We start from the raw sequence: 25,998 nt of genomic DNA on the forward strand, positions 1-25,998 counted from the left end.
CTCGCTCTCCTTCAACGAGAGCGAGGGTTCAACGATCCGACCCCGCGCGGAGCCGGGTGTGCTGGCAGACTCACGGAGCGTGACGCGCGGAGTCGAGACCCTCCCCAAGGCCCACCTGCACCTGCACTTCACCGGGTCGATGCGGACGTCGACGCTGCTCGAGCTCGCCGAGCAGCACGGCATCCGGCTGCCGGCGACGCTGAGCTCGCAGTCGATGATCACGCTGTCCCCCGATGCGCGGGGCTGGTTCCGGTTCCAACGGCTCTACGACGCGGCCCGCGCGTGCGTGCGGACGGCGGACGACATGCGGCGCATCGTCCTGGAGGCCGCGGCGGACGACGCCGCGGAGGGGTCGCGGTGGCTGGAACTGCAGGTCGACCCGACGTCCTACGCGGTCCACGTCGGGGGCATCACCCCGGCCCTGGAGATCGTCCTGCAGGCCGCGCGGGACGCGACGGCGCTGACGGGGACCCAGGTGGCGGTCGTCGTCGCGGCCAGCCGCATCCGGCACCCGCTCGACGCCCGCACGCTCGCCCGGCTCGCCGCCCGGTACGCCGGGGAGGGCGCCGGGACCGTGGTCGGGTTCGGCCTGTCCAACGACGAGCGGCGCGGGGACACGGCCGACTTCGCCGGCGCCTTCGAGATCGCGCGCGCCGCGGGCCTGGCCTGCGTGCCGCACTCCGGTGAACTGCTCGGACCGCAGCACGTGGAGACGACCCTGCGCACGCTGCAGCCGGACCGCCTGGGGCACGGGGTGCGCAGCGGGGAGGACCCCGCCGTGCTGGCCCGGCTCGTGGAGGCGGGGATCGCCCTGGAGGTCTGCCCGACGAGCAACGTCTCGCTCGGGGTGTACCCGGACCTGTCCCGGGTCCCGTTGCGCCAGCTGGTGTCCGCTGGGGCGACCGTCGCCCTGGGGGCCGACGACCCGCTGCTCTTCGGGCCGCGCCTGGCCGCCCAGTACCGCAGCGCCCGCGAGGACCACGGGTTCGACGACGCCGGGCTCGCCGGGCTGGCGAAGGCCTCGATCAGCGCCTCGCGCACTCCCGCGGCGACGCAGCGCGAGCTGCACGCGGCCGTCGACGACTGGCTCGCGCGGCCGGCGGAGGTGGCGGAACGCGGGACGCGGGACGTCGCGGTGTGATTGACTCAATGAGTTGGTTCATTGAGCCGAGGAGGCCGTCGTGTTCGGACCGCTCGTCATCGCCCTTCCGCTGACGCTCCTGCTGCTCGGCGGGATCGTCGTGGGGTGCGTGCTGCTCGCCCGGCACGCCCCGTCGTCGCAGCTCACCGCACCCGTGGCACGGGCCCGCCGGCGCGGGACCGTCGTCGCCGGCGTGGCGATCACCCTCGCGGTGGCGCTGCTCGTCGTCGGCCTGTCGTTGCCCCAGACGTCGCTGCGGCGCACGCAGCTCGTGGCCGTCACTCCCCTGGCCGCGGCGGCCCTGCACGCGGGGATCCTCCTCGCCGGGGAGCTCACCTGGCCGCGACCGGCCCACCGGCTGCGGTCCGCGCGGCTGGTGGTGCGGACCGTGCGGCAGGAGGCTCCCCGCGGGATGGTCGCGCTGTTCGCCGTGGCCACCGGACTGCTCTGGGTCGTCTGCGTCGTCGGCACCGCGCTCGCCGACGACTCGGCGCGGGCCTTCACCGTCACCTCGACCTACGGTTCCGGCAGCGCCTCGCCGTTCCCCGGCGCCTTCTACGCCGGCCCCGTCGCCCTCGCGGGGGCCCTCGCCGTGGCGCTCACGGTCGCCGTCCTCGTGGCGGTGCCTCGGCGACCGGCCGTCCCCGGCGCCGACGCAGGGACGGACGGCACCCTGCGGCGGGCCGCCGCCCACCGCGCGCTGCGGGCCACCACCGCGGCCCTGCTCCTCACGACGGCGGCCCTCGTCGTCGTCGGGGGGATGAGCGTCAACGGTGTCGGCGGGCAGGTCGGCGAGGAGGTGGCCGGCCGGATCGTGTGGCACGACGCGGGCCTGCCCCCCGTCCTCGACGCCGTCGCGGCGGCCGTCGCACTGTCGGGCGTCCCGCTCGTCCTCCTGGCCCTCGCCGTGCTGCTCGTTCCCGCCCGGGGGCTGCGCCGGGAACCGGGCCTCGTGCAGGTCCGTCCGTGAGCGAGCTGCGGGTCCTCGTCGACACGGCGTCGGCCGTCCCCGCCTACGAGCAGCTGCGCGAGCAGGTCACGACCCTCGTGACGACCGGCGCGCTGCGAGAGGGCGACCGGCTGCCGGCCGCGCGGGCGCTGGCGGCGGACCTCGGGCTGGCCGTCGGCACCGTGCAGCGGGCGTACCGGGAGCTCGAACTGGCCGGGACCGTCGTCTCGCGTCGGCGGACGGGCACGGTCGTCGCGGCGGGGGTCAGCGTCGAGGAGGACGTGCGGTGGGCCGCGGAGGGGTTCGTCGAACGAGCGCTGGCGTCGGGGCTCACCCCTGACCAGGCCCTCGACGTCGTGCGCGCCGCCCTCGTCTCCGTGCCGTCCCGCCGGGGACGGCCGCGCGAGGGCCGGGTCAGCTGAGGGAGGCGCCGACGAGGACGGGTTCGTTGACCAGCCGCACGCCGAACCGCTCCTCGACCCCGTCGGCGACGGTGCGCGCGAGGTCGAGCAGGTCGGCGGCCGTGGCGGACCCGCGGTTGGTCAGCGCGAGGGTGTGCTTCGTGGACAGGGTCGCCGGGCCGGGGGCGCCGAAGCCCTTGCCGAACCCGGCGTGGTCGATGAGCCAGGCGGCGGACGTCTTGACGCGTCCGTCCCCGGCGGGGAACCGCGGCGCGTCGGAGGGGAGCGCCGCGGCCTCCTCCGTGCTCAGCACCGGGTTGGTGAAGAACGAGCCGGCGCTCCACGTGTCGTGGTCGCTCCGGTCGGCCGGGTCCCAGACCATGCCCTTGCCCCTGCGCAGCTCCAGGACCGCTCGGCGCACGTCCGCGGCGGGGGCCAGGTCCCCCACCGCCACGCCGAGACGCCGGGCCAGTTCGGGGTAGCGGACCTCGGAGGCGTTGGCGCGCAACGGGAACTGGAACGTCACGGCCAGCACGACGTAGCGGCTCTCGGGGTGGCGGCCGTTGAGGGCCACCCGCGAACGCTTGAGCAGCGACGTCCGGTAGTCGAACTCCAGCTCGGCCGCGACGAACGTGCGCTGCCGCCGCTCCACCCGGTCCCAGGTCCGGACGGTCTCGACCGTCTGCGCGACCTCCTGGCCGTACGCACCGACGTTCTGCACGGGCGTCGCGCCGACGCTGCCGGGGATCCCGGACAGGGCCTCGACACCGGCCCAGCCGCGCTGCACGGCGGTGGCGACGAAGTCGTCGAAGCGGTGGCCCGCGGCGACCGTGACGATCCCACCCCCGCAGGCGTCCTCGGAGGCCACCTGCACGCCCTCGGTGGCGACGTGGACGACGGTGCCGTCGAAGCCCTCGTCGGCGACGAGCAGGTTGGACCCGCCGGCGACGAGCAGCAGCGGCTCCCCCGCCGCGTCGGCCTGCGACACGGCGGCCACCAGCTCCGCCTCGGTGGCGGCCCGGACGAACCGGCGGGCCGGTCCCCCGACGCGCAGGGTGGTGAGGCTGGCCAGCGTGGTCGTCACGAGGACAGCTTGCCCTCCGGCCGGGCGCGGGCCGACCCGAGGGCCACACCGTCGGAGTGCGGAGCGGTGGCCGAGGCGACGAACAGCCCGACGACGGCGGCGACGGCCGCGGCGGTGACCGCCGTCATGACGCCGATGTGGTCGGCGAGCAGCCCGAGCAGGGGCGGCCCGGCGAGGAAGGCGGTGTAGCCGACGGAGGACACCACGCTGACGCGGACGGCCGCGTTGACCTCCTGGTCGCCGGCCGCGCTCATGCCGGTCGGGAAGCCGAGCGCCGTCCCGAGCCCCCACAGCAGGGCCCCGGCCATCGCCACCCCCACGTTCGGCGACAGCACGAAGACCCCGATGCCGACGGCCGCGACGGCGGCGCTCAGGCGCAGGGCGCGCACCCGGCCGAAGGTCCCCAGCAGCCAGGGACCGCTGAGCCGGCCCGCGGTCATGGCGACGACGAAGACGGTGAAGCCGGCGACGCCCACCGAGTGGGTCGCCGCGTGCCCGTCGACGATGCCGAGGGCCAACCAGTCGTTGGCCGTCCCCTCGACGAACGCCATGCACAGGACGAGGACGCCGATGACGAGGGTGCGGGGTTCGCGCCAGGCCTGCCGCAGGGTGATGCTGCCCGCGGGCCGCTCCTCCCCCGCCGCCGGGGCCGCGCCCACGAGGAAGGACCGGGTCGCGATCGCGGTGCCCGTCACGACGAGCACGGCGAAGCCGGCGAGGTGCGCCCAGGTCGGGACGCCGAGGCGCAGGAGCAGGACGCCGAGCCCCGCGGACAGGACCGTGCCCAGGCTCCAGGCCGCGTGGAAGCGGGACATGATCGCGCGGTCCAGCCGGCGTTCGACGGCCGAGCCCTCGACGTTCATCGCGACGTCCCAGCTCGCCGTGCCGGCCCCGGCCACGAACAGCCCGAGCGCAGCGGGCGCGACCAGCCCCAACCCGTCGACCGAGACCGCCACGACGGACAGCCCCGTCGCGACCGCGACCGAGCCGAGGAAGACCGTGCGGGCCGGGCCGATGCGCAGCACGACGGCACCGGCCAGCGGCATCGCCACGACCGAGCCCGCGGACAGGGCCAGCAGCAGGACGCTCATCCCGCTGTTGGACAGGTCGAGGGTGTCGCGGACGGAGGGGATGCGGGAGACCCAGGCGGAGACGAACGCGCCGTTGAGGACGAAGGCGGCGTAGACCGCCGTCCGCGCCCGCAGCGCCGCGGCGGGAGCGGTCGGGGAGCTCACGGAAGGGCGACGACCGCGCGGGCCCGGGTGAGGACCTTGGCTCCTGCGCTCGTGACGACGAGGTCGACCTCGGCGGTGCCGGCGGCCTCGTCGCGGGCGACGACCGTCCCGGACACCTCCACGACGGCGGGGGCGTCGGCCGGGACGACGACGGGGGCGGTGAACTTCGTCCCGAAGGACAGCACGCGTGCGGGGTCACCCACCCAGTCGGCGACGACGGTGCCGGCCAGCCCCATCGTCAGCATCCCGTGGGCGATGACGTCGGGCAGGCCGACGGACCGCGCGGTGGCCTCGTCGAGGTGGATGGGGTTGCGGTCCCCCGACGCCTCGGCGTAGGCGCGCAGGTCGTCGCGGGAGAGCTCGTAGCGGGCGGTCGGCAGCTCCGTGCCGACCTCGACGCGCACGTCGGCGTTCACGCGAGGGCCTCCGTGGTGGGCTCGGGGGCGCGCACGACGAGCATCGAGACGACCGTCGTCAGCGGGGTGCCGTCGGCGAGGGTGAGCTCGACGCGGGTGGTGACCATGGCGTTGCCCCGCACGACGCGGACGCGGTCGACGTGCAGCTCGGCGGCCACCTCGTCGCCGGCGACGATCGGGCGGTGGTGGGTGAACTGCTCCTCACCGTGCACGACGCGGGAGAAGTCGATGCCCGCGGCGGGGTCGGCGACGAACTGCTGCTCGGCGGCCTGGGCAAGGGTGACGGCGAACGTCGGGGGTGCGACCACGTCGGCGTGGCCGGCGTCGCGCGCGGCCCCCGGGTCGTGGTGGCTGGGGTGCGCCGCCCGCACGGCCCGGGCGAAGGCCCGGACCGTGTCGGCGGTCACCAGGGTCGTTCCGGTGGGCGGGTAGACGCGCCCCGCGAAGGACTCGTCGACGGTGACGGTCACAGCGGTGCGGCTCCCCGGTCGGGACGAGAGGGTCAGCGGGTCTCGCGGTGCGTGGTCTTCTTGCCGCAGCGCGGGCAGAACTTCGCCAGGTCGAGACGGTCGGGGTCGTTCCGACGGTTCTTCTTGGTGATGTAGTTCCGCTCCTTGCACTCGGTGCAAGCCATGGTGATCTTCGGGCGGACGTCGGTGGTCTTGGCCACGGCGGGTGCCTCTTCCTCGGTCTCTGCGACTTCGTGTCGTCAACTGCGGGCGGTGTCCAGGACTGCGCCGCCGAACTGCCTACCAGGGTACGCGATCAGCGCACGACGCCCGGACGCGCGACGAGCGGCCACCGGGACGGTGACCGCTCGGAGCGCGTCGTGGGCCGTAGCGAGGGCCGGACTTGAACCGGCGACACAGCGATTATGAGCCGCTTGCTCTACCAACTGAGCTACCCCGCCGTGCGTCCGGCGGAGGCCGCCGGCTGCGAGCCCCGATCGAGGATTGAACTCGAGACCTCTTCCTTACCAAGGAAGTGCTCTACCACTGAGCTATCGGGGCGGTGCTGTCCTGCTGAAGGGTGTTGCTGGCCGTGCCGTCGCGTGCGCGGCCGGTGACGACCTTACACGGCGCGACCCGGTGCTCCGCGCGGAGCACCGGGTCGCGACTCGCGACGTGGCGGGTGATGGATTCGAACCAACGTAGGCTACGCCGGCGGATTTACAATCCGCTCCCTTTGGCCGCTCGGGCAACCCGCCAGTGCCACCAGCGAGCTGGCGACGGGTGAGACGATAGCAAGCCCGAGGCACTGCTCGGAAACCGAGACACCGAACCGCACCAGGAGGACCCCCGTCGTGGCCAGCGAGTCGTCGTTCGACGTCGTCAGCAAGGTGGACCGCCAGGAGGTCGACAACGCCCTCAACCAGGCCGCCAAGGAGATCGCCCAGCGCTACGACTTCAAGGGCGTCGGGGCCGACGTCCGCTGGAGCGGGGAGTCGATCGTCATGGTCGCCAGCTCCGAGGACCGCGTGAACGCCGTGCTCGACGTCCTGCAGACCAAGCTCATCAAGCGCGGGGTCTCGCTCAAGGCCCTCGACTGCTCCGAGCCCGCGCAGTCCGGCAAGGAGTACCGGATCACCGCGACCCTCAAGGAGGGCCTGGCCCAGGACGTCGCGAAGAAGATCGGCAAGATCATCCGCGACGAGGGCCCCAAGGGGGTCAAGTCGCAGATCACGGGCGACGAGATGCGCGTCAGCTCCAAGGACCGCGACGACCTGCAGGCCGTCATCGCGTTGCTCAAGGGCTCCGACCTCGACGTCGCGCTCCAGTTCGTCAACTACCGCTGACGTGACCACGAACCCCCGGCCCGGCGCCGGGATCGACCGTCGCGCGCTGCTCGGCCTGGCCCTGAGCGGCGGCGTGCTCGCCGGCTGTTCCGGCGGCGACGCGGAGCCGTCGGCGACCTCGACGTCCCCGGCGCCGACGACGAGCGCGACCCCGTCCCCCACGGCGACCGGCACCCCCGACGCCGACACCGACCCCTCGTTCGTCCCGAACGGGCTGAGCTCGACGCAGCGGACCGTCTACCGCTACGGCGAGCACTACCGGCAGGTCTCGGACCTGTGGCTGCCGACGGGGGACCGCCGTGCGGTGTTCCTCGTCGTCGTGCACGGCGGCGGCTGGGAGGCCGGGTACGACCGGCGCGACATCAACGACTTCGTCGGCGACATGGTGGGCCGCGGGTACCCCGTCCTCAACGTCGACTACCGCGGGTTCGGGGACGGTGGCGGCTGGCCGTCGACGTTCACGGACACGGCGACCGCGGTCGACCTGGCGGCCGTCGCGGGATCGCAGTTCTCGCTGCCGATGGACCGCGTCTGCATCGTCGGCCACTCCGCCGGTGGTCACCTCGCGATGTGGGCCGCGGCCCGGCGGGGCCTGCCCCAGGGCGCCCCCGGCGCCGACCCGCGGGTCACGCCGGCGATCGCCGCGTCGCTCTCGGGCGTGCTGCACCCCTCGGTCGCCTACGGCGAGGACGCCAACGTCGCCGGGTTGTTCGGCGGGTCCCCCACCGACTTCCCCGACCGGTTCGCGATCGGCGACCCCTCGCGCCGGGCCCCCTACCGGATGCCGCTGTGGGCGGGGGCCGGCACGTCCGACGAGGTCGTCCCCTACTCCCAGACGCAGTTCTTCTGCGACACCGTCCGCGCGGCGGGCGACACCGTCGAGGAGCAGCTCGTCCCCGGGGCGAACCACGTGGCGGGCAAGGAACCGGGCGGCCCCATCGTCCCGCTGTTCCGGACCTGGCTGGAGGGCCGGCTGGGCTGACCGCTCAGCGGCGGTACCCGGCCAGGGCCTCCAGCCGCGCGATGCGCTCGGCCATGGGCGGGTGGGTGGAGAACAGCTTCGCCACCCCCTGCCCGCGGAACGGGTTCGCGATCATCATGTGGCTGGAGTTCACGAGCTCGCGCTCGGGCGGCAGCGGCAACTGCCGCGTCCCCAGCTCGAGCTTGCGCAGCGCCGAGGCGAGCGCGAGCGGGTCACCCGTCAGCTTGGCGCCGTCCTCGTCCGCGTCGTACTCGCGGGTGCGCGAGATGGCCAGCTGGATGACCGTCGCGGCCAGCGGAGCCATGAGCGAGAGCAGCAGCAGGGCGATCGGGTTCGGCCGGTCCTCGTCACGGCCCCCGCCGAAGATCGAGCCGAAGAACAGCCCGAACTGCGCGATCGAGGTGATGACGCCGGCGAGCGCCCCCGCGACGGAGCTGGTGAGGATGTCGCGGTTGTAGACGTGCATGAGCTCGTGCCCGAGCACGCCCCGCAGCTCGCGCTCGTCGAGCATCTGCAGGATCCCCTCGGTGCAGCAGACCGCGGCGTTCTCGGGGTTGCGTCCCGTGGCGAACGCGTTGGGCGCCATCGTCGGGGAGACGTACAGGCGCGGCATGGGCTGACGGGCCGTCGTGGAGAGCTCGCGCACGATCCGGTACATGCCGGGCTGCTCGGCCTCCGACACCGGGCGCGCCCGCATGGCCCGCAGCGCGAGGGTCGCGGAGTTCCAGTAGCCGTAGGCCGAGGTCCCGATCCCCAGCAGGACGAAGACCAGGAGGATGACGGGCGCCCGGAACGAGGACGCCAGCAACCCGCCGATGAGCAGCAGCACGGCCCAGATCGCGCCGAAGAGCACGGCCGTCTTGACGCCGTTGTGGTGCCGGTGCATGCCGTCCCTTCCCCGCAGAGCCTTCGTGGTGGACCTGCCTGGTGAACGCAGCAGCCCGCGTGCGCGTTCCGGTGGGTCAGCGGTGGCGGCCGGTCACCGCGGTCACCACACCCAGCCCGATCATCGAGACGCCGCCGACCCGGGTGACGGTCCGCAGCCGCGACGGGCGCCCCACGAACGCCGTCCGCACCCTCGCGGCCGCCAGACCCCAGCCGCTGTCGCAGACGAGGCCGAGCAGGACGGGCACGAGGCTGAGCAGGGCCATCTGCGCCGGGACGGACCCGGCGGCCGGGTCGACGAACTGCGGCAGCACGGCCGCGAACATGACGAAGACCTTGGGGTTGCTGACGCCGACCACGACCCCGTCGCGCAGCGCGCGGCGCGGCCGGTCGACGGCGACGGCGGGGTCCGCGGGCTCCTGGGGGGCCGCCGCGTGGCCCGCCCCCCGCAGGGCCTGCACCCCGAGCCACACGAGGTAGGCGGCCCCGGCGACCTTGACGACCTCGAGGACGACGTCCCAGCGCTGCAGCACCGGCCCGAGGCCGACGGCGATGACCAGGGCGGCGAGGAGGCTGCCGACGGCGTTGCCGAGGACGCTCAGGAGTGCGGTCCGACGGCCGTGCGCCAGTGCGCGGCCGACGATGAACAGCACGCTGGGGCCGGGCACGAGGATGATCACGGCGCACGTGGCACCGAGCGCGAGGACCTGGTCGACGGTCAGGGGCACGCGCCCGACTGTAGGGCCGCGGGGTGCTCCGAGGCAGTTGCGTGACGACACCAGGCTGTGAGTGACTCTCAGGGCGCGTCGAGGGGACGTGCAGGGAGACCAGCACGGCAGGACGGAGCGAGCCGGGTGGACGCCAGCGGGACGGGGACGACCGCCCGGCGCGACACGACCCTCCTGGGCCTGGCGACGGCGCTGGCCGCCACCGACAGCGTCGAGGACGTCGCGCTCGCCGTCCGCGACCTCATGCGCCAGGACCTCGACGCGGCCTACACGTCGGTGTCGATGATCGAGGGCCCCTGGCTCACGACCCCCGCGCTCGGCCAGCTCGACGACGACACCGAGCAGCGCTGGCTGCGACTGCCGCTCGACGTCGACTCCCCCGCCCACCGGGTCTCCCGGACGGGGCGTCCGCTCGTCTTCCACCACCAGGCGCAGCTGCTGCAGACGTTCCCCGGGACCGCGGACGTGTTCCGGCGCACAGGGTTGCGGTCCGGGGTCGTGCTGCCGCTGCTCATCTCCGGCGGGTTCCGCATCGGCGCCCTCACGATCGCCTGGGACGTCGAGCGGACGCTGCGCGAGGACGAGTCGGTGCTCGTGGCGGCCGTCGCCGACGCCACCGCGCAGGCCGCCCGCCGCGCGCAGCTCTACCGCGAGCGCCGCGACGTCGCCCACACCCTGCAGGCCGCGATGCTCCCGGAACTGCCCGCCCTGCCGGGTGTGCAGCTCGCGAGCCGCTACCTGCCGTGGTCGCCGACGGACGAGCAGGTCGGGGGCGACTGGTACGACGCGATCGGACTGCCCGACGGCGGGGTGCTCCTGCTCATCGGGGACGTCGCCGGCCACGACATCGAGGCCGCGGCGAGGATGGGCCGGGTCCGGTCGATGTTCCGGGCCCTGGCCGTCGACCGTCCCGACGAGCACCCGGCCGCGCTGGTGCAGCGCCTGGACCACGTGCTCGACACCCTGGGCGACCACACCCTCGCGACGATGGCCGTCGTCCGGCTGGACCCGCCGGGTCCGGACCGGCGGGTGCGGTGGACGACCGCCGGTCACCCGCCGCCGCTGCTCGTCGACGCGGCGGGCCGCAGCACGGCGCTGGAGGAGGAACCGGACCTGCCGCTGGGCGTGGCCCCCGAGCGGCCCCGGCACGACCACGTCCGCCCCTGGCCGGCCGGGGGGACGCTCGTCCTCTACACCGACGGGCTCGTGGAACGCCGCGGCCGGGACGTCGGCGACGGCATCCTCGTCCTGCGGGCGAGCCTGGAACGCACCCACACCGAACCCCTCGAGACGCTGCTCGGGGAACTGGTCACGCAGCACGTCGCGAACTCCGAGGACGACTGCGCGGTGCTCGCCGTGCGCGACGTGGGGTGATCCGGCGCCGTCAGCGCCGGTACGCGGCGCCGGTGTGGGTGGCCGCCAGCCGCGGTCCGTCACCGGTGCCGAGGCGTTCGCGCAGCGTCGTCCCCGGCGGCGGGGGCGGGGCGGTCCGGCCGCGGCGCGCGAGCTCGGGGACGAGGTGGTCCACGACGTCGGCGAAGGTCCCGGGCAGCGTCGCGTACATGAGGTTGAAGCCGTCGACGTCGGCCTCCTCGGCGAAGCGTTCCAGCTCGTCGGCCACCGTCTGCGGTGACCCGGCCAGCACGGGACCGCGGCCGCCGACGGCCACGAAGCGGGCCAGGTCGTCGACCGTCCACTCCCGGTCGGGGTCGTCGGTGAAGCTGCGCAGGGCCGACCGGTTCGCGTCCGTCGTCACGTGCTGCAGCGTCTCCCCCGGAGCCTCCCCCGCGAGGTCGACACCGGTCCAGCCGCCGAACAGCGCGAGCGCGCCCTCCCGGCTGGCGTGCTCGCGGTAGTCGGCGAGCAGGGCGCGCGCTTCGGCGTCGGAACTGCGCACGACCGCGGTGAGCCCGGCGAAGACGGCGACCGAGCGGGGGTCGCGGCCGGCCTCGGCCACCTTGCGCCGCAACGAGTCCACCGACCTGCGGGCGATGGCGGCCGTCGGGGCGATGACGAAGACGCACTCGGCGTGCCGGGCTGCGAACTCCTGCCCGCGCGGGGACGACCCGGCCTGGAACACCACGGGTGTGCGCTGCGGAGAGGGTTCGCAGAGGAACGCACCGGGCACGTCGAAGTACCGGCCGTGGTGGTCGATGTCGTGGACCTTGGCGGGGTCGGCGTAGACCCCGCGGACTGCGTCGCGCACGACGGCGTCGTCCTCCCAGGAGCCCTCCCACAGCTTGTAGCAGACCTCGAGGTACTCCTCGGCGACGTCGTACCGCTCGTCGTGGGCGACCTGGGCGGTGAACCCGAGGTTGCGAGCGGCGGAGTCGAGGTAGCCCGTGACCACGTTCCAGGCCACGCGGCCCTCCGTGAGGTGGTCCAGCGTCGTCAGCCGGCGGGCCAGGGAGTACGGCTGCTCGTACGTCGTCGTCACGGTGAGGCCGAACCCGAGGTTCTCGGTGACGGCCGCCATCGCCGAGACCGCCGCGAGCGGATCGTTCACGGGGACCTGCGCCGCGGTGCGGACGGCGGCGGCGCGCGATCCCCCGTAGACGTCGTACGTGCCGAGGACGTCGGCGAGGAAGAGGGCGTCGAACCCGCCGCGTTCGAGGAGCTGCGCGAGGTCCGTCCAGTGCCGCAGCCTGCGGTAGTCGGCGCTGCGGTCCTCGGGCCGGCTCCACAGGCCGGCGGCCTGGTGCCCGACGCACGCCATGGCGAAGGCGTTCAGCCGCAACGGGTTCACCGGGCCACCCCACCCAGGGGAGCGTGCGCGGTCTCGCGGGTGCAGGCGGCCGCGACCGTCGTGAGCACCGCCAGGAACGACAGGTACCCGGCCACGAGCCAGGGCGAGCCGCCGCCGAGCGCCAGCAGCGACGCCGCGACGAGCGGGGTCAGGCCCCCGCCGAGGACGGCGCCGATCGAGTAGCCGAGCGAGGCGCCGCTGTAGCGGGTCCGGTCGTCGAACTGCTCGGCGAAGAACGCGCCCTGCGCGCCGTACTGGCTGTCGTGGCCGAGGTTGACGGCGACCACGACGGCCCCGACGACGAGGACCGTCGACCCCGTGTCGAAGAGCAGGAAGGCGGGGACGCTGAACAGCGCCGTGAGGACCGACCCGGCGAGGTAGACCGGGCGGCGCCCGACGCGGTCGGACAACCAGCCCCAGAACGGGGTCGTCGCCAGGCTGAGGACGGAGGCGACGAGGACGGCGAGCAGACCGACGTCCGCGCCGTCGGAACGCACCTGGTTCGTGAGGTAGCTGAGGGCGAACACCGTGTAGAGGACATAGGAACCGTTCTGCCCCAACCGCATCCCCGTCGTGACGAGGACACCGCGCCGGTTGGTCCGCAGCACGTCGGCGACGGGTCGGCGGGCGGTCGCGTCGGCCTCGCGCACCGCGGTGAACGCCGGCGACTCGGTGACCTTGAGGCGGATGAGCAGGCCGACGACGACGAGCACGGCGCTGGCCAGGAACGGCATACGCCACCCCCAGGACAGGAAGGCGGCGTCGTCGGTGAGCGACCGGGTCAGCCAGAACCCGCCGCTGGCCAGCACCATGCCGGCCGCCGACCCCGTCTGCGGGATGGCGCCGAAGAGGCCGCGCCGACCGGTGGGGGCGTGCTCGACGGCCAGCAGGACCGCCCCGCCCCACTCCCCGCCCGCGGAGAAGCCCTGCAGCAGACGGCAGACGACGAGCAGGACGGGGGCCCAGGCACCGATCTGCGCGTGCGTCGGCAGCAGCCCGACCGCGGTCGTGGAGACGCCCATGACGAGCAGGGACGCGACGAGGACCGCTTTGCGGCCCACCCGGTCGCCGACGTGGCCGGCCACGGCCCCACCGAGGGGCCGCGCGAGGAACCCGGCGGCGTAGGTGGCGAAGGCCGCGACGACGCCGACCGCACCGCCGACGTCGGGGAAGAACAAGGGGCCGAGGACGATCGCCGCGGCCGTGCCGTAGAGGTAGTAGTCGTACCACTCGATCGTGGTGCCGACGAAGCTGCCGAGCGCGGCGCCACGGCGCGCGGTCCGGGCCGCGGGGCGTGCGAGGACGTCGGAGGACTGCAGGGTGCTCACGGGTTCTCCCATCGGTCCTGGCGGAAGCACCTGTCCGCTCACCGGTCGGTGAGGGGTGGTTGCTGCGACGTCGACGAGCCAGGTCTCTCGGTCGCTCTGGATGGCTGTCCCGAACGTACCCCACTCCGCACCGGGTCCCGCAACCCGCGGCAGAGCTCGCTGTCGCGGTGGACTGCTGCCGCGGTGGCCCAGCGCGGCCGATCACCGTCCGGGGGGGCCGGCGAGGCCACCACCCCCGGAAGGGGGGCGTTGGGCTGGCGCGCGGAGAGCGGAGCACGGACCATCGACGGGGGCCGGTCCGTGGCCCACTCATGGGGTGAGCACAGGAGGTGGTGTCAGAGTGCGGAGCGTGAAACCTCTCCGCTTCGGCGCCGTCGTGCTGCTCCTGTTGGGCAGCATGGCCGCGTCCCTGCCCGAGGACACCGGTGCCGCCGTGGCGAGCGCACCGCCCGGGAGCCCCGTGCGGCCCGACCGGGTCGTCTCGCTGGGCGACTCCGTCCCGACGGGTGCGGAGTGCGACTGCTCCCCCTTCCCGGTGCTCGTGGCGGCCGACCTCGCGGCCCCGGGCCAGCGCGTCGGGGTCGACCAGCTCGCCGAGGACGGGGCCACCTCCGAGGACGTCGCGGCGACGGTCGAGGACAACCTCGACGACCTCTCCCCCACCGACGTCGTGCTGCTCGAAGCCGGCGCGAACGACCTCGCGGACCTCGCCGACGACGGGCAGCAGCTGCCCACGCCCGCGGAGGTGGACAGCGCCGCCGCGCGGGCCGTGGCCACCGTCTCGGCCACCGTCGACCGGATCCTGCCGACGGGCGCGCGGGTCGTCGTCCTGGACTACTGGGCCGTCGGACTGGACGGCGAGGTCGCGGCCACCCGCTACACCCCCGCCGAACGCGCCGTGCAGGACGAGCTCACCGACTCCTTCGACGACCAGCTCCGGGCCGCCGTCGACGCCAAGGGCGGCCGGGTCGGTTTCGTGGGTCTGCGGCCGGTGTTCCACGGGTCCACCGGTGGTGAGGACCCCACCCCGCTGCTCGCGGACGACGGGGACCACCCCAACGCCCAGGGCCAACGCGCCATCGCCGACGCCGTGCTCGCCGAGCTCGCCTCGGAGCACGCCACACGTTCACCGAACATCCGCTGAGAACGCGCCCACCACCCCCTCCCGTCGCCGATGATCGGGAGGAACGCCCACCGGCGTTCGCAGGTACGGGGGGAGTTCCACGGTGGGTCTGTCGAGTCCGGTCACCCAGGGGGTGGCCATCGCCGTCGCGGGTGCGGCACTGGTGGCGATCGTCGTCGGGTGGAGGCTGCTGGCGCGACGGGGGTTCCTGGCCCTCCTGGGTCGCGCCGCCTCGCTCATCGCGGTCAACCTGACGGTCCTCGTGGCCGTCTTCCTCGTCGTCAACTCCAAGTTCGGGCTCTACTCGGACTGGGACGACCTGCTGGGGATCCAGTCCTCGCAGACCACGACCACCACGACGTCGGGTGGCGGGGTCGGCAGCACGACGACCGTGAGCGACCCCCACGCCGAGCAGGTCGCCGGCTACGACGGCCGGGTGTTCCGCGCCCAGGTGCCCGGGCCGGCGTCCGGGGTCACCGGGACGGTGCTCGTGATGCTCCCCGCCGGGTACGGCACGAAGCCCGCCCCGGCCGGCGGGTACCCCGTCATCGAGGCGTTCCACGGCTACCCGGGCACCCCGCAGCAGTGGCTGGAGGCGATGGACGTCATGCCCGCCGTCGACGGCGCCGTCGCCCGCAAGCAGCTCGTCGCCCCCATCGTCGTCTTCCCCGACCTGGAGATCCCGGCGGGTCGCGACACCGAGTGCGTCAACGGCGGACCCGGTGAGTCGCAGCTGGAGACGTGGATGTCCAAGGACGTCCCGGACTGGGTGGAGAGCCACTACCAGGCCGCCCGCACGGCCTCGTCGTGGGCGACGATGGGCCTGTCCATGGGGGCGTGGTGCGCCAACCAGATGACGATGCTGCACCCGGACCGGTTCGGCGCGACGATCTCCTTCGGCGGTTACTTCAAGCCGAACTTCGGGTCGTGGAAGCCGTTCGCGCTGAACAGCCCCGCGGCCCAGCGGCTCGACCTCGTCACCCTGGCCAAGGTCAGCCCGCCGGCGGTGCGCGTGTGGGCCCTGGCCTCCAAGAGCGACTCGCTGTCGTGGCCCTCGACGTCCGCGCTGGCCGCGGCCGCTCACGGGCCGCTGCAGGTCACGCTCGTGACGCAGCAGCAGGGCGGTCACCGCACCAGCATCTGGGCCGGGTTCGTCCCGCAGGCCCTGGACTGGCTGGGCGAGAACCTCGACGGGTTCGCCCCCACCCCGAGCTGACGCGAACGCCCCGCGCCGGTCGGACGCGGGGGCGCTCAGCCGTGCCGTCAGCCCTTGCGGCGGCGCAGTTCGGCGGTGAGCGCGGGCAGCACCTCGGTGAGGTCCCCGACGACGCCGTAGTCCGCGAACTCGAAGATCGGCGCGTCCGGGTCGCTGTTGACCGCGACGACCGTCGCGGACGCCGCCATCCCGCCCTTGTGGTGGACGGCACCGGAGACGCCGAGGCCGAGGTAGAGGCGCGGGGAGATCGTGACCCCCGTCTGCCCGACCTGGGCCTCGTGCCCGATCCAGCCCTCGTCGGTCGCGACGCGGGTCGCGCCGACGGCCCCGCCGAGCACGTCGGCGAGCTCCTCGACCCCGGAGAAGTCGCCCTCGACACCGCGACCGCCGACGACGACCACTTCGGCCTCGGCCAGCGGGGGGCGCTCGCTCGTGGGGCGGCGGGTGCGCGAGACGACGGTGACGGCCCGGGCCGCGGACGACGCCGCGGCGGTGTGCCGGACGACGGACGGCTCCGCAACCCCGTCCTGCGCGAGCGCCTGCACCGCGTGCGGGGCGACCGCGACGACCGCGAGGGGTCCGGTGACGGCGCACGCGGTGTCCCAGGCCCCGGCCAGCACGGTCTTGTGCGCGCTCCAGCGGCCGTCCTCGAAGGTCACGCCCGACGCACCCGTGACGACGCCGGCCCCGGTGCGCACCGCCAGGCGGGCGGCCACCTCGCGCCCCTCGAACGTCGAGGGGACCAGGAGGAGGCCGACGGTGTCGACGGCGGCGAGGACGGTCTGCAACGCGTCGACGACGGACGCCGTCAGCTGCGCGTCGGCGCCCGTGACCTCGACGTCGTGGACGATGTCGGCGCCGTGGGCGGCGAGCTCGGCGGTGGGAGCCGCGGGACCCCCCTCGGCCCGGACCCAGACGGCGTGGACCTGACGGTCCAGACCGCGGGCCAGGGTCAGCAGCTCCCGCGCCGTCGGCTTCACGACCCCGTCGAGGTGGTCGACGAGGACCGCGACGGCCCCTCGGGTGCGGTCGTCCTGCTCGCTCACACGAACCCCTTCTGCGACAGGTAGTCCACCAACGCGGGCACCGTCTCGGCGTCCCCGGTGACGAGGACGCGGTCGGGGCGCTCGGGCCGTTCGGCGGCGTTCACGACGCGCGTGGCCGAGCCGGCCGCGCCCACCGCGGTGCCCGCCAGGTCCAGGTCGGAGAGCGTCCACGTCGTCACGGGCTTCTTGCGCGCGGCCATGATCCCCTTGAAGTTCGGGAAGCGGGCGCGGAAGGCCTGGTCGGTCACGGACAGCACGGCCGGTGTGGGGGCGGTGAGCTCCTCGACGTCGGTGGAGGTCTCGCGCCGCACCGACACGACCCCGTCGGCCACCTCGATGCGGTCCGCGAGCGTCAGCTGGGGCCAGCCCAGCAGCTCCGCCAGCGCCGCGGGGACGAGCGAGGTGAGGCCGTCGAGGGCGGCCATCCCGGCCACGACGACGTCGACGGGCTGCTCGGCGTGCAGCTTCGCGACCGCGGCCGCGAGGACGCGCGCGGTGGCGATGGCGTCGGAGCCCGCCACGGCGTCGTCGTGGACGTGCACGGCGGTGGAGGCCCCCATCGCCAGCCCGCGGCGCAGCGACTCCACGGCCGCGCTCGGGCCGACCGTCAGGACGGTGACGTCGTGGCCCTCGGCGGGGAACCCGGCGGCCTCGGCCGTGCGCAGCCCGGCCTCGACCGCGTCCTCGTCGAGCTCGTTGAGGGTGTCGTCGTCGCCGCCGCGCACGAGGAGGCCGTCGGCGCGCAACGACCGGGGCTGCTGGATGTCGGGGACGTGCTTGACGCACACGACGACGCGCACGTCAGGCCTCCCCGGCCCCGGCGCGGCGCGAGGCCTCGATCATCTCCTCGCGGGAGACGACCTTGACGCGCTCACGGCCTCGGGGTGCGCCCAGGGACCGCTCGTAGGCGTCGAGGGTCTCCCAGTCCGTCCAGGTGAGGACGTCGACGCCCTTGCCGTGCAGGAAGTCCAGGACGGCCTGCGGGTCGGGCTCGCTCGCCCCCGGCAGCGCCGCGGCGTCGGAGACGAGGTGGCGGACCGTCTCGGAGGCGTCGGACTTGGTGTGCCCGATCAGCCCCACGGGACCGCGCTTGATCCAGCCCGTGCAGTACACGCCCGGCAGGGACCCGCCCTCGGGGTCGGTGACGCGCCCCTCGTGGTTGGCGATGACCCCGGCGAGGGCGTCGAAGGGGACACCGGGCAGGGGCGAGCCGAAGTAGCCCACCGCGCGGTAGACGGCCTGGACGTCCCAGTCGTGGAAGTCCCCCGTGCCCTCGACCGTGCCGTCGCCGACGAGGCGCGTCCGCTCGGTGCGCAGGCCGGTGACGTGGCCGTCCGGGCCGGTGAGGACCTCGGCCGGGGCGTGCAGGAAGTGCAGGTGGATGCGCCGCGACGCCGTCGCGTCACCCTCCTTGAGGGTCCAGTCGGTGAGCGTCTTGACGACCTGCTTGGTCTGGTTGGAGGAGGCGATGGCCTGCTCCGAGCCCTCGTCGAAGTCGAAGTCCTCGGGGTCCACGACGATGTCGACGTCCGGCACGTGACCGAGCTCACGCAGCTCCAGCGGCGAGAACTTCACCTGGGCCGGTCCGCGGCGGGCGAAGACGTGCACGTCGGTGACCGGTGAGGCCTTGAGCACCTCGTAGACGTTGTCCGGGATCTCCGTCGGCAGCAGGTCGTCGGCGTGCTTGGCGAGGATGCGGGCCACGTCGAGCGCGACGTTGCCGGCGCCGAGGACCGCCACGCGCTCGGCCTGCAGCGGCCACGTGCGCGGGTAGTCGGGGTGGCCGTCGTACCAGGAGACGAAGTCGGCCGCGCCGTAGCTCTCCGGGGCGTCGACACCGGGGATCTCCAGCTTCGCGTCCTCGATGGAGCCCGTCGAGAAGACGACGGCGTCGTAGTACCGCTGCAGGTCCTCCAGCGTCACGTCGGTGCCGAAGTCGACGTTCGTCAGGAGCCGGATGTCCCCGCGGGACAGCACCTTCTCCAGCGCCACGATGATCTGCTTGATGCGCGGGTGGTCGGGGGCGACGCCGTACCGGACGAGGCCGAAGGGCGCGGGCAGCCGCTCGAACAGGTCGATGCCGACGCCGTCGAACCCGGTCCCGGACAGGTCGGCCTTGGAGAGGATGTCCGAGGCGTAGATCCCGGCCGGTCCGGCTCCGACGACGGCGACGCGCAGCAGACGGTTCGAATCGGTCACAGGTCTCGGTGTCCCTCTCGATCGGGTGGCGCTCGCGCGGGGCGCGCAGCGGCGTGCTGGTGCGGGTGTTCGTACGGGTGTCGTCGTGCGAAGGCGAGCCTAACGCCGTGCGCCGACACGACCGTCGTCACGATGGTCCTGTGGACCACCTGGACGGTACGAGGGGCGGAACCCGCCCCGGGCACACACGGATCGTTCACCGGGGGCGGACGCCGCGCAACGCGACGACTCGTGCCGGGGTGGCCGCCGGCCTCGCCTGCTACGGGTTGTGGGGGCTGTTCCCCTTCTACTTCCACGCGCTGCGCTCGGCGGGCGCCGTCGAGCTGCTGGCCTGGCGGATCGTCTTCTCCCTCGTCCTGTCCGTGGTGCTCGTCACGGTCCTGCGCCGCTGGGGCCGCGTGCGCACCGTCCTGCGGGACCCGTTCCAGCGCGGCCTGCTGGCCCTGGCCGCGCTGGCCATCGCCGGCAACTGGGGCGTCTACGGCCTGGCCGTGGTGACGGGGCACGTCCTGGAGGCGTCCCTGGGCTACTTCGTCAACCCGCTGCTGACCGTCCTGCTCGGCGTCCTCGTCCTGCGGGAACGGTTGCGACCGGGCCAGTGGGTGGCCGTCGGCGTCGGGCTGGCCGCCGTCGTCGTCATCACCGCCGACCTCGGACGGCTGCCGTGGATGGCCCTCACGCTCGCGGTGTCCTTCGGCAGCTACGGGCTGCTGAAGAACCAGCTCGCCCGACGCGGGGCGGGCGTCGACCCGCTCACCGGGCTCACCGTCGAGACCGGTGTGCTGCTGCTGCCGGCCGTCGTCGCGCTGGCCGTCCTGGGCGACCGGCTCACCTTCGCCAGCGAGGGGCCCCTGCACACGACGCTGCTGGTCCTGGCCGGTCCGACGACGCTCGTCCCGCTCGTGCTGTTCGCCGCGGCCGCGGCGCGGGTGCCGCTGTCGGTCGTCGGGATGCTGCAGTACGTCACGCCCGTGCTGCAGTTCGTCGCGGCGCTGCTGCTCGGGGAGACGATGCCGGCCTCGCGGTGGATCGGCTTCGGCCTGGTGTGGGCCGCGCTGCTGCTGCTGACGGTCGACGTCCTGCGCCACCAGCGCCGCCAACGGGTCCCCGCACCGACCGGCTGAGCACCGCCCGCCGGCGCGGCCGCCGCCTGTGCCGCTGCGGTGAGGCCGGGGGAACCAGCAGACTGCTCCTCGTGCTCCCCCCGCTCCTCGCCGGCCGCGCCCGCCGCGACCGCACCCGCCGCCTCGGCGCGGGTGCCGTCGTCTTCCTGGCGGTCGTCGGCGTCCTGTCAGCCGTCACCCCGCCGGCGCGCGAACGCTTCGCGCCCCTGCTGGACGTGCTCCCCCTCGGCGTGCCGCTGCTCAGCAAGACGGTCCTCGTGCCCGTCTCGCTGGCGCTGCTGCTGCTCGCCGGGGGCCTGCGCCGCGGCCAGCGCCTCGCGTGGGGCACGACGATCGGCCTGCTCACGGCCTCGGTGGTCCTGCACCTGGTCAAGGGCATCGACGTGGAGGAGGCCGCGCTCGACGTCGTCGCGCTCGTCTGGCTGATCGCCAACGCCCGCGCGTTCCCGGTGCTGCCCAGCCCGGCCCGCGCGCGGCGGGCCGTGCGCGTCCTCGTCGTCGGGACGGTCCTGACGCTCGCGGTCTCGGCCGCGATCGTCGTCGCCGTCGGGGAGGAGCGGCACCCGCGGGAGACGACGGCGGCCGTCGTCGAACGGCTCATCGGCGACGAGAGCCGCCCGCTGCCGCGGTTGCGCGGCGACGAGACCCACGTCTTCCTGCCGCTGCTCAACCCCTCGCTGCTGGCCCTGGGGCTGACCCTGCTCGTCGCCCTGGCCTGGCTGCTCTTCAGCCCGCACCGGGCCCCGCAGCTCAGCGCCGAGCAGCGCCGGGCCCAGCGGGAGCGCGCCCGCGCGGTCGTCACCGCCCACGGGGGCGACACCCTCGACTTCTTCGCCCTGCGCGACGACAAGGACTTCTTCTTCGCCACCTTCCCCGAGGGCGAGGGGGTGGTGGCGCACAGCGTCCGCAACGGCGTCTGCCTCGTCTCCCCCGACCCCATCGGTCCCGAGGAGCGCCGGGGCGCCCTGCTCCTGGACTTCCTCGAGCACTGCGAACGCTCGGGCTGGTCGGTGGCCGTCGTCGGCGCGTCGGCCGAGTGGCTGCCCTCCTACGAGGCCGTCGGGCTGCGACCGGTCTACCTCGGGGACGAGGCGGTCCTGGACTGCACGAAGTTCTCCCTCAAGGGCTCCTCGATGAAGAGCCTGCGCGGGTCCGTGAACCGCGTCGCGAAGGCCGGCATCACGGTCACGTTCCACGACGGCCCGACGCTGCCCGCCGAGGTCCGGGAGGAGCTCCTGGCGATCTCCGGGGAGTCGCGGCACGGCGAGGGCGAGCGCGGGTACTCGATGACGCTGTCCCGGATGTTCGACCCGGCCGACGAGGGCGTGCTCGTGAGCATCGCCCGGTTCGAGGACGGCCGGCCCGCGGGGTTCATCCAGTGGGTGCCGGCCTCGAAGGTCGAGGGCTACTCCCTCGACGTCATGCGCCGTTCCACCGCCGAGGACGTGCCGAACGGGCTCACCGACGCCCTCATCGTCGCGACGGCCGCCCACCTGGCCGAGAACGGGATGCGCGGGCTCGGCCTGAACTTCGCCGTCCTGCGCGAGGTCGTCGCCGGCGAGCGCGAGGGCGCGTTCGCCGACCTGGGCCGCCGCGCGCTGCACGCCCTGTCCCGCAGCGCCCAGATCGAGTCGCTGTGGAAGTTCAACGCCAAGTACGACCCGGAGTGGCGACCGCGGTACGTCGTCCTGGACTCCGTGGAGTTCTCCGCGGCGCAGGGGTTCACGATCGCCGACGCCGAGGGGGTGGCCGAACTGCCGGTCGTCGGCCGGTTCCTCGGCCGCCGCCCCGTGACGACGGGGTCGTAGGTGGCGCTGGCGCTCGCGGCGGCCGTCCTGGCCGCCCTGGGGTACGCGGCCGGGTCGATCCTGCAGGCCGTCGGGGTCCGTGGGGGTTCCGGGGCCGCCGCCCTCACGCGGTCCCCGCTGTACCTGGCCGGTCTCGGGGTCGACGGCCTGGCCTGGCTGCTGTCCCTCGTCGCGCTGCGGCGGCTGCCGACGTTCGCGGTGCAGTCGCTGCTCGCGGGGTCGCTCGCGCTGACCGTCGTGCTGGCGCGGGTGTTCCTGGGGTCGCGGCTGCGGCCACGGGACACCGCGGCCGTGCTCGCGCTCGTCGCCGCGCTCGGTGTCGTCGGGGGCGCCGGCACCGAGCAGCCCTCCCCCACCGTGCCGCTGGGCGCGCAGGTCGCGCTGCTCGTCGCCGGGGTGCTGCTGCTCCTCGCCGTCCTCGTGCTGCGGCGGTACGGCTCGGCGACGTTCGCCGTGCTCGCGGGGCTGGGCTACTCCGTCGCCGCGCTCGGGGCGCGGGCCGTCGCGCTGCCGGACGCGTGGTCCCAGGTGTGGCGGATCGCGCTGGAACCCGTGGCGTGGGCCGTCGTCGTCGCCGGGGTCGCGGGCACCCTCGGGTACGCGGCCGCGTTGGAGAAGGGCCCCGTGGGCCCCGCGACGGCGCTGCTGTGGTCGGTCGAGGTCGTCGTCCCGGCCGTGGCGGGGTTCCTGCTCCTCGGTGACGTCGTGCGGTCGGGCTGGTGGGTCCCGACCGTCGCGGCGCTGGTCGTCGTCGTCGGCTGCTCGGTGGTGCTCGCCGGGTCACCGGCCATCCCCGAGGAGACGTGACCCCCGAGGTCCTGGCCGCCGCCCGGCTGCCCGGGGCCTGGCTGGACTCCCCGCTCGTGGCCGTCGGGGCGGGGCTGCTCCTGCTGGCCTGCCTCGGGCGGCTCGTGCGCCGCCGGCCGCGGGGCCGGTGGGCCGTCGCCTCCCTCGTCGCCGCCGTCCTCGTCGCGGCGACGACGGCGAACGCGCTCACCGGGTACGTCCCGACCCTGCAGGCCGCGCGCGTCGCCCTCACCGGGGACCTGCCGGGCGGACGCCTCGTGTCCTTCCGCCTCGGCGCCCCGGACCTCGACGTCGCCACCACGACCGTCCACGTCCAGCTGCCCCGCGACTACGCCGCGCACCCGGACCGCCGCTACCCCGTCGTCGTCCTGCTGCCGGGGTCGCCGGGCCGCTCGACGGACTGGTTCGCGGCCGGTGGGGCCGCCCGGACGGTCGACGCGCTCGTCGACCACGGGCTGCTGCCGCCCGTCCTCGTCGTCACCCCCGACATGGACCCCGACCTGCTCGGGGCGGGCGAGGACACCGAGTGCCTGGACCTGCCCGGTGGCCCGCAGTGGGAGACGTACCTCTACCGCGACCTCGTACCGGCGGTCGACGCGCGCTTCCGCACGCTGGCCCGGCCGTCGTCGCGGCTGCTGGGCGGGGAGAGCGCGGGCGCGTTCTGCGCGCTGGACCAGGGGCTGCGGCACCGGGACGTGTGGGGGCCCCTCGTCGCGATCGAACCCTTCGGCGACCCGGGTCCGGCGGTGCGCGGGGAGCTGTCCGCCGCGGCCTTCGCCGCCGCCTCCCCCGCCCGCTACCTGCCCACGGTCCCCGTCCCGGCGCCGGTCCCCGTGTTCCTCGGTACCGGGCGGGACGCCCCCGAACGTGCGGGGACCGACGACCTGGCCCGGCTCGTCACCGCCCGCGGCTGGCCGCTGCTGCGCCGGGACGTGCCCGGCGGGCACACGTGGACGACGGCGCGCGACCTGCTGCCGTACGGCCTCGCGTTCGCGAGCCGCTACCTCGACGCGGGCGCAGGGGCAGCAGGCTGAGCGGTGGCGCGCTGCCCCCAGCTCAGCGCCTCCAGCACGAGCCACGCGGAGACGGACAGCACCTGCCAGCGCTGGGAGTTCCCGCCCCCGCCGTTGCCGCCCTGGAAGAACGTCACGACCTCGTAGATCCCGCAGCCGGCGGAGACGAGCGCGGTGAGGACCGCGAGCACCCGCAGCAGCCCCCGCGCGCGCCAGGCGAGCTCGCCGCCCCCGAGCACGGCGCCCGTCGTGGCCAGGACGGACACCCCGTCGTGGACGAGCTCGGCGGTGTCCGACGACGGCGGGCACGGCCCGAGCGAGGGCGCGCAGGTGACGGGCACGACGGCCGAGACGAGCGTGCCGAGGCCGAAGGCGAGCAGGCACAGGGACCGGAACCGGGCGTGCCGGAACCCCCACCTCCCCGCCGCGCGCCACAGGACGACGCCCAGCGCGGCCGCGAGGACACCGCTCGTGCCGTCGCCGAGGCGGAACCACACCGACCCCGGTTCCGAGGGCACGGACAGCTCGCTGATGACGCCGACCGCGAGGTCGATGCGGGCCCCGACGGCGGGGGCGAGGAGGAAGTTCGCGTTGGCGACCGCGGCGACGACGGCGGCCACCACGGCGAGGACGAGGACGGGTCGGCGCACCGTCACCGACCCAGCGCCGCGACGGCGTCGGCGACGGCGTCCGGGCCGCCGACGTTGCCCGGGACGACGACCTGCAGGACGTCGTCGCCGTCCGGTCCGGCCATCCGCCACACCGAGATGCCGGCGGCGACCTGCCCCTCGACGAGGGCGGTGGCCGCGCCGATCCCGACCCGGGCGACCTCGGCCGCCGTGATGCCGCCCTTGCTGACCACGGCGTCGGCGTCCGGGACGAGCCGGCGCACGGCCGTGACGAGGGCCGTCATGACCTTCTCCCCGTGGGCGAGCGTGCCGTGCTCACCGGAGCGGACCCGCTCGGTCGCGACGACGGCGAGCCCTGCGGCGAGGTCGTCCCGGGCGCGGGCCGCGAGGTCCTCCCCCGCGGCGACGGGGTCGGCGAGCGCCGCGGCGGTGGACAGGACGTGGGCGGGGCCGTGCCGCTGCGCGAGCGCCTCGAGCTGGGCCCGGGCGCCGCCGGTGTGGGAGCCGCAGGCGACGAGGACGCGGGGCGTGCCCGGCAGCAGGGGCCGGTCCAGGAACCCGGTGCTGGTCGCCCCCGCGAGCGCGGCGGCCAGGGGCGCGGCGCAGCGGACGACGACGTCCCGACCCGCGGGAGGGTTCCACGCCCGCACCACGTCCGCGAGGGCCTGGACGTCGGCGTCGTCGCGGACGTCGGGCAGCAGGACGGCCCCGGCGGGGGCCTCGTCGAGGGCGCGGGCGAGGTCGGCCGCGCCGGCGAGGGGCACGGGGGTGCGTGTCGTCTTCTCCCGCACGTAGTCCACGAGCCGGGAGCTGGTGAACCCGAAGACGGGGTCGGCCGCGTACTCCGTCTCCCCCGCGGGCACGTCGCCGTCCGCGGTGCGGACCAGGTGCACGCCGTCGAGCGTCGTGCGGCCCCCGGCGGGGAACGCCGGGACGAAGAGGACGACGTCCCCGGGGCCGGCGAACACGTCGGTCTCGGAGAACACGTGCCCGCGCAGGGTGGAGTCGCCGCGCAGGACGCAGCGCACGTCGGCACCCAGGAGGCGACCGGCCTCGCGGGCGGCGTCGCGGACCTCGGTGACGAGGGCGACGGCGGCCACCTCGTCGAGGGCGCGGGAGTTCGTCTGGACGTACACCCCGTCGGCGCCGGCCAGGGTCTCGTGCAGGAGCTGCGCCAGCGGCGGGTGCGGTGCCCCCCAGCGCAGCAGGACGCGGACCCCGGTCGCGGACTGCGTCCCGGTGGGGTCGTCGTCCAGGACGACGGTCTTGTGGTTCACCCTCCGCAGTAGACCAGACCCCCCGCGGCACCAGCACGTTCGCTCTCGTGCACCGGCACCGGGTGC

General features: G+C 74.8%; 26 protein-coding genes, 3 tRNA genes and 1 riboswitch. Of the genes, 12 read left to right on the forward strand and 17 right to left on the reverse strand.

Annotated elements, in window-relative coordinates; translation table 11 throughout:
• The first annotated feature begins 79 nt into the window (after positions 1-79).
• Genes AB0637_RS13625 through AB0637_RS13635 form a run of 3 tightly spaced genes read left to right on the forward strand, consistent with a single transcriptional unit; the run spans position 80 to position 2,512 of the window.
• Complete coding sequence (locus tag AB0637_RS13625) at positions 80-1,141, forward strand: adenosine deaminase (RefSeq protein ID WP_366172944.1); 1,062 nt, start codon at positions 80-82, stop codon at positions 1,139-1,141.
• 40 nt (positions 1,142-1,181) lie between these two features.
• Entirely contained in the window at positions 1,182-2,111 is a 930-nt protein-coding gene (locus tag AB0637_RS13630; protein ID WP_366172945.1) for a hypothetical protein, read from the forward strand.
• The gene (locus AB0637_RS13635; protein ID WP_366172946.1) at positions 2,108-2,512 is read left to right on the forward strand and encodes a GntR family transcriptional regulator; all 405 of its coding nucleotides are present in this window, start codon (positions 2,108-2,110) and stop codon (positions 2,510-2,512) included. Before AB0637_RS13630 ends, AB0637_RS13635 begins: the two co-directional genes overlap by 4 nt.
• On the opposite strand, the gene AB0637_RS13640 is transcribed toward AB0637_RS13635, so the two are convergent.
• The 8 genes from AB0637_RS13640 to AB0637_RS13675 form a co-directional block, all read right to left on the reverse strand.
• A complete protein-coding gene (locus AB0637_RS13640; protein ID WP_366172947.1) occupies positions 2,505-3,575 on the reverse strand; it encodes a UDP-N-acetylmuramate dehydrogenase in 1,071 nt (356 codons plus the stop codon). The two genes, AB0637_RS13635 and AB0637_RS13640, sit on opposite strands and share 8 nt — an antisense overlap.
• A complete protein-coding gene (locus AB0637_RS13645; protein ID WP_366172948.1) occupies positions 3,572-4,810 on the reverse strand; it encodes an MFS transporter in 1,239 nt (412 codons plus the stop codon). The genes AB0637_RS13640 and AB0637_RS13645 overlap by 4 nt, the downstream gene beginning before the upstream one ends.
• The gene (locus AB0637_RS13650; RefSeq protein ID WP_366172949.1) at positions 4,807-5,226 is read right to left on the reverse strand and encodes a MaoC/PaaZ C-terminal domain-containing protein; all 420 of its coding nucleotides are present in this window, start codon (positions 5,224-5,226) and stop codon (positions 4,807-4,809) included. The genes AB0637_RS13645 and AB0637_RS13650 overlap by 4 nt, the downstream gene beginning before the upstream one ends.
• A complete protein-coding gene (locus tag AB0637_RS13655; protein ID WP_366172950.1) occupies positions 5,223-5,696 on the reverse strand; it encodes a MaoC family dehydratase N-terminal domain-containing protein in 474 nt (157 codons plus the stop codon). Before AB0637_RS13655 ends, AB0637_RS13650 begins: the two co-directional genes overlap by 4 nt.
• Positions 5,697-5,728: 32 nt before the next feature.
• A complete protein-coding gene (gene rpmG, locus AB0637_RS13660) occupies positions 5,729-5,896 on the reverse strand; it encodes a 50S ribosomal protein L33 (RefSeq protein WP_012085006.1) in 168 nt (55 codons plus the stop codon).
• A gap of 167 nt (positions 5,897-6,063) precedes the next feature.
• Positions 6,064-6,136 (reverse strand) — tRNA-Met (locus AB0637_RS13665).
• 28 nt (positions 6,137-6,164) lie between these two features.
• Positions 6,165-6,236, reverse strand: a tRNA-Thr gene (locus tag AB0637_RS13670).
• 115 nt (positions 6,237-6,351) lie between these two features.
• A tRNA-Tyr gene (locus tag AB0637_RS13675) sits at positions 6,352-6,433 on the reverse strand.
• Between the two features lie 96 nt (positions 6,434-6,529).
• Here AB0637_RS13675 and AB0637_RS13680 point away from each other — a divergent pair.
• Together AB0637_RS13680 and AB0637_RS13685 are read left to right on the forward strand one after the other, a co-directional pair.
• Complete coding sequence (locus tag AB0637_RS13680; RefSeq protein ID WP_366172951.1) at positions 6,530-7,021, forward strand: YajQ family cyclic di-GMP-binding protein; 492 nt, start codon at positions 6,530-6,532, stop codon at positions 7,019-7,021.
• A 1-nt stretch (position 7,022) separates the two neighbouring features.
• Entirely contained in the window at positions 7,023-8,003 is a 981-nt protein-coding gene (locus tag AB0637_RS13685; protein WP_366172953.1) for an alpha/beta hydrolase, read from the forward strand.
• Between the two features lie 4 nt (positions 8,004-8,007).
• On the opposite strand, the gene htpX is transcribed toward AB0637_RS13685, so the two are convergent.
• Both htpX and AB0637_RS13695 read right to left on the reverse strand, forming a co-directional pair.
• Positions 8,008-8,889 (reverse strand): zinc metalloprotease HtpX, encoded by an 882-nt coding sequence (gene htpX / locus AB0637_RS13690; RefSeq protein ID WP_366172954.1) that lies wholly within the window; start codon positions 8,887-8,889, stop codon positions 8,008-8,010.
• Between the two features lie 76 nt (positions 8,890-8,965).
• Positions 8,966-9,616 (reverse strand): LysE family translocator, encoded by a 651-nt coding sequence (locus AB0637_RS13695; RefSeq protein WP_366172955.1) that lies wholly within the window; start codon positions 9,614-9,616, stop codon positions 8,966-8,968.
• Positions 9,617-9,742: 126 nt separating this feature from the next.
• Between AB0637_RS13695 and AB0637_RS13700 the strand changes: the two genes are divergently transcribed.
• The gene (locus tag AB0637_RS13700; protein ID WP_366172957.1) at positions 9,743-10,990 is read left to right on the forward strand and encodes a PP2C family protein-serine/threonine phosphatase; all 1,248 of its coding nucleotides are present in this window, start codon (positions 9,743-9,745) and stop codon (positions 10,988-10,990) included.
• A gap of 10 nt (positions 10,991-11,000) precedes the next feature.
• On the opposite strand, the gene AB0637_RS13705 is transcribed toward AB0637_RS13700, so the two are convergent.
• Together AB0637_RS13705 and AB0637_RS13710 are read right to left on the reverse strand one after the other, a co-directional pair.
• Positions 11,001-12,362 (reverse strand): LLM class flavin-dependent oxidoreductase, encoded by a 1,362-nt coding sequence (locus AB0637_RS13705; protein WP_366172958.1) that lies wholly within the window; start codon positions 12,360-12,362, stop codon positions 11,001-11,003.
• Positions 12,359-13,690, reverse strand: a complete 1,332-nt coding sequence (locus AB0637_RS13710; RefSeq protein ID WP_366172959.1) for an MFS transporter — start codon at positions 13,688-13,690, stop codon at positions 12,359-12,361. The genes AB0637_RS13705 and AB0637_RS13710 overlap by 4 nt, the downstream gene beginning before the upstream one ends.
• Positions 13,691-13,695: 5 nt before the next feature.
• Positions 13,696-13,797: riboswitch (SAM riboswitch) on the reverse strand.
• Positions 13,798-14,039: 242 nt separating this feature from the next.
• Here AB0637_RS13710 and AB0637_RS13715 point away from each other — a divergent pair.
• Both AB0637_RS13715 and AB0637_RS13720 read left to right on the forward strand, forming a co-directional pair.
• A complete protein-coding gene (locus tag AB0637_RS13715) occupies positions 14,040-14,834 on the forward strand; it encodes an SGNH/GDSL hydrolase family protein (protein ID WP_366172961.1) in 795 nt (264 codons plus the stop codon).
• An 82-nt stretch (positions 14,835-14,916) separates the two neighbouring features.
• Positions 14,917-16,029, forward strand: a complete 1,113-nt coding sequence (locus AB0637_RS13720; RefSeq protein ID WP_366172962.1) for an alpha/beta hydrolase-fold protein — start codon at positions 14,917-14,919, stop codon at positions 16,027-16,029.
• Between the two features lie 47 nt (positions 16,030-16,076).
• Here the strand turns inward: AB0637_RS13720 and AB0637_RS13725 are convergent, their stop codons facing one another.
• Genes AB0637_RS13725 through AB0637_RS13735 form a run of 3 tightly spaced genes read right to left on the reverse strand, consistent with a single transcriptional unit; the run spans position 16,077 to position 19,274 of the window.
• A complete protein-coding gene (locus AB0637_RS13725) occupies positions 16,077-17,075 on the reverse strand; it encodes an electron transfer flavoprotein subunit alpha/FixB family protein (protein WP_366172963.1) in 999 nt (332 codons plus the stop codon).
• A complete protein-coding gene (locus AB0637_RS13730) occupies positions 17,072-17,875 on the reverse strand; it encodes an electron transfer flavoprotein subunit beta/FixA family protein (protein ID WP_366172964.1) in 804 nt (267 codons plus the stop codon). The genes AB0637_RS13725 and AB0637_RS13730 overlap by 4 nt, the downstream gene beginning before the upstream one ends.
• 1 nt (position 17,876) lies before the next feature.
• Complete coding sequence (locus AB0637_RS13735; RefSeq protein WP_366172965.1) at positions 17,877-19,274, reverse strand: FAD-dependent oxidoreductase; 1,398 nt, start codon at positions 19,272-19,274, stop codon at positions 17,877-17,879.
• A 239-nt stretch (positions 19,275-19,513) separates the two neighbouring features.
• On the opposite strand from AB0637_RS13735, the gene rarD reads away from it, so the two are divergent.
• From rarD to AB0637_RS13755, 4 genes are all read left to right on the forward strand, one after another.
• The gene (rarD, locus tag AB0637_RS13740) at positions 19,514-20,398 is read left to right on the forward strand and encodes an EamA family transporter RarD (RefSeq protein ID WP_366172966.1); all 885 of its coding nucleotides are present in this window, start codon (positions 19,514-19,516) and stop codon (positions 20,396-20,398) included.
• 71 nt (positions 20,399-20,469) lie between these two features.
• Complete coding sequence (locus AB0637_RS13745) at positions 20,470-22,206, forward strand: phosphatidylglycerol lysyltransferase domain-containing protein (RefSeq protein WP_366172967.1); 1,737 nt, start codon at positions 20,470-20,472, stop codon at positions 22,204-22,206.
• Positions 22,207-23,013, forward strand: coding sequence for a hypothetical protein (locus tag AB0637_RS13750; RefSeq protein WP_366172968.1), 807 nt, complete (start codon positions 22,207-22,209; stop codon positions 23,011-23,013).
• Entirely contained in the window at positions 23,010-24,047 is a 1,038-nt protein-coding gene (locus AB0637_RS13755) for an alpha/beta hydrolase-fold protein (protein ID WP_366172969.1), read from the forward strand. Before AB0637_RS13750 ends, AB0637_RS13755 begins: the two co-directional genes overlap by 4 nt.
• Here AB0637_RS13755 and AB0637_RS13760 read toward each other — a convergent pair.
• Positions 24,014-24,682 carry a DUF998 domain-containing protein gene (locus AB0637_RS13760; protein WP_366172970.1) on the reverse strand — a complete coding sequence of 223 codons (669 nt, stop codon included), beginning with the start codon at positions 24,680-24,682 and terminating at the stop codon, positions 24,014-24,016. The two genes, AB0637_RS13755 and AB0637_RS13760, sit on opposite strands and share 34 nt — an antisense overlap.
• Positions 24,679-25,932, reverse strand: coding sequence for a four-carbon acid sugar kinase family protein (locus AB0637_RS13765; protein WP_366172971.1), 1,254 nt, complete (start codon positions 25,930-25,932; stop codon positions 24,679-24,681). The genes AB0637_RS13760 and AB0637_RS13765 overlap by 4 nt, the downstream gene beginning before the upstream one ends.
• Positions 25,933-25,998 lie beyond the last annotated feature (66 nt).

It is taken from the genome of Kineococcus sp. NPDC059986 (assembly GCF_040702905.1).
Lineage (GTDB): Bacteria > Actinomycetota > Actinomycetes > Actinomycetales > Kineococcaceae > Kineococcus.

Excerpts from the sequence above, each read along its gene's own strand:
- htpX (WP_366172954.1), bottom strand. The coding sequence starts at position 8,889 with ATGCACCGGCACCACAACGGCGTCAAGACGGCCGTGCTCTTCGGCGCG.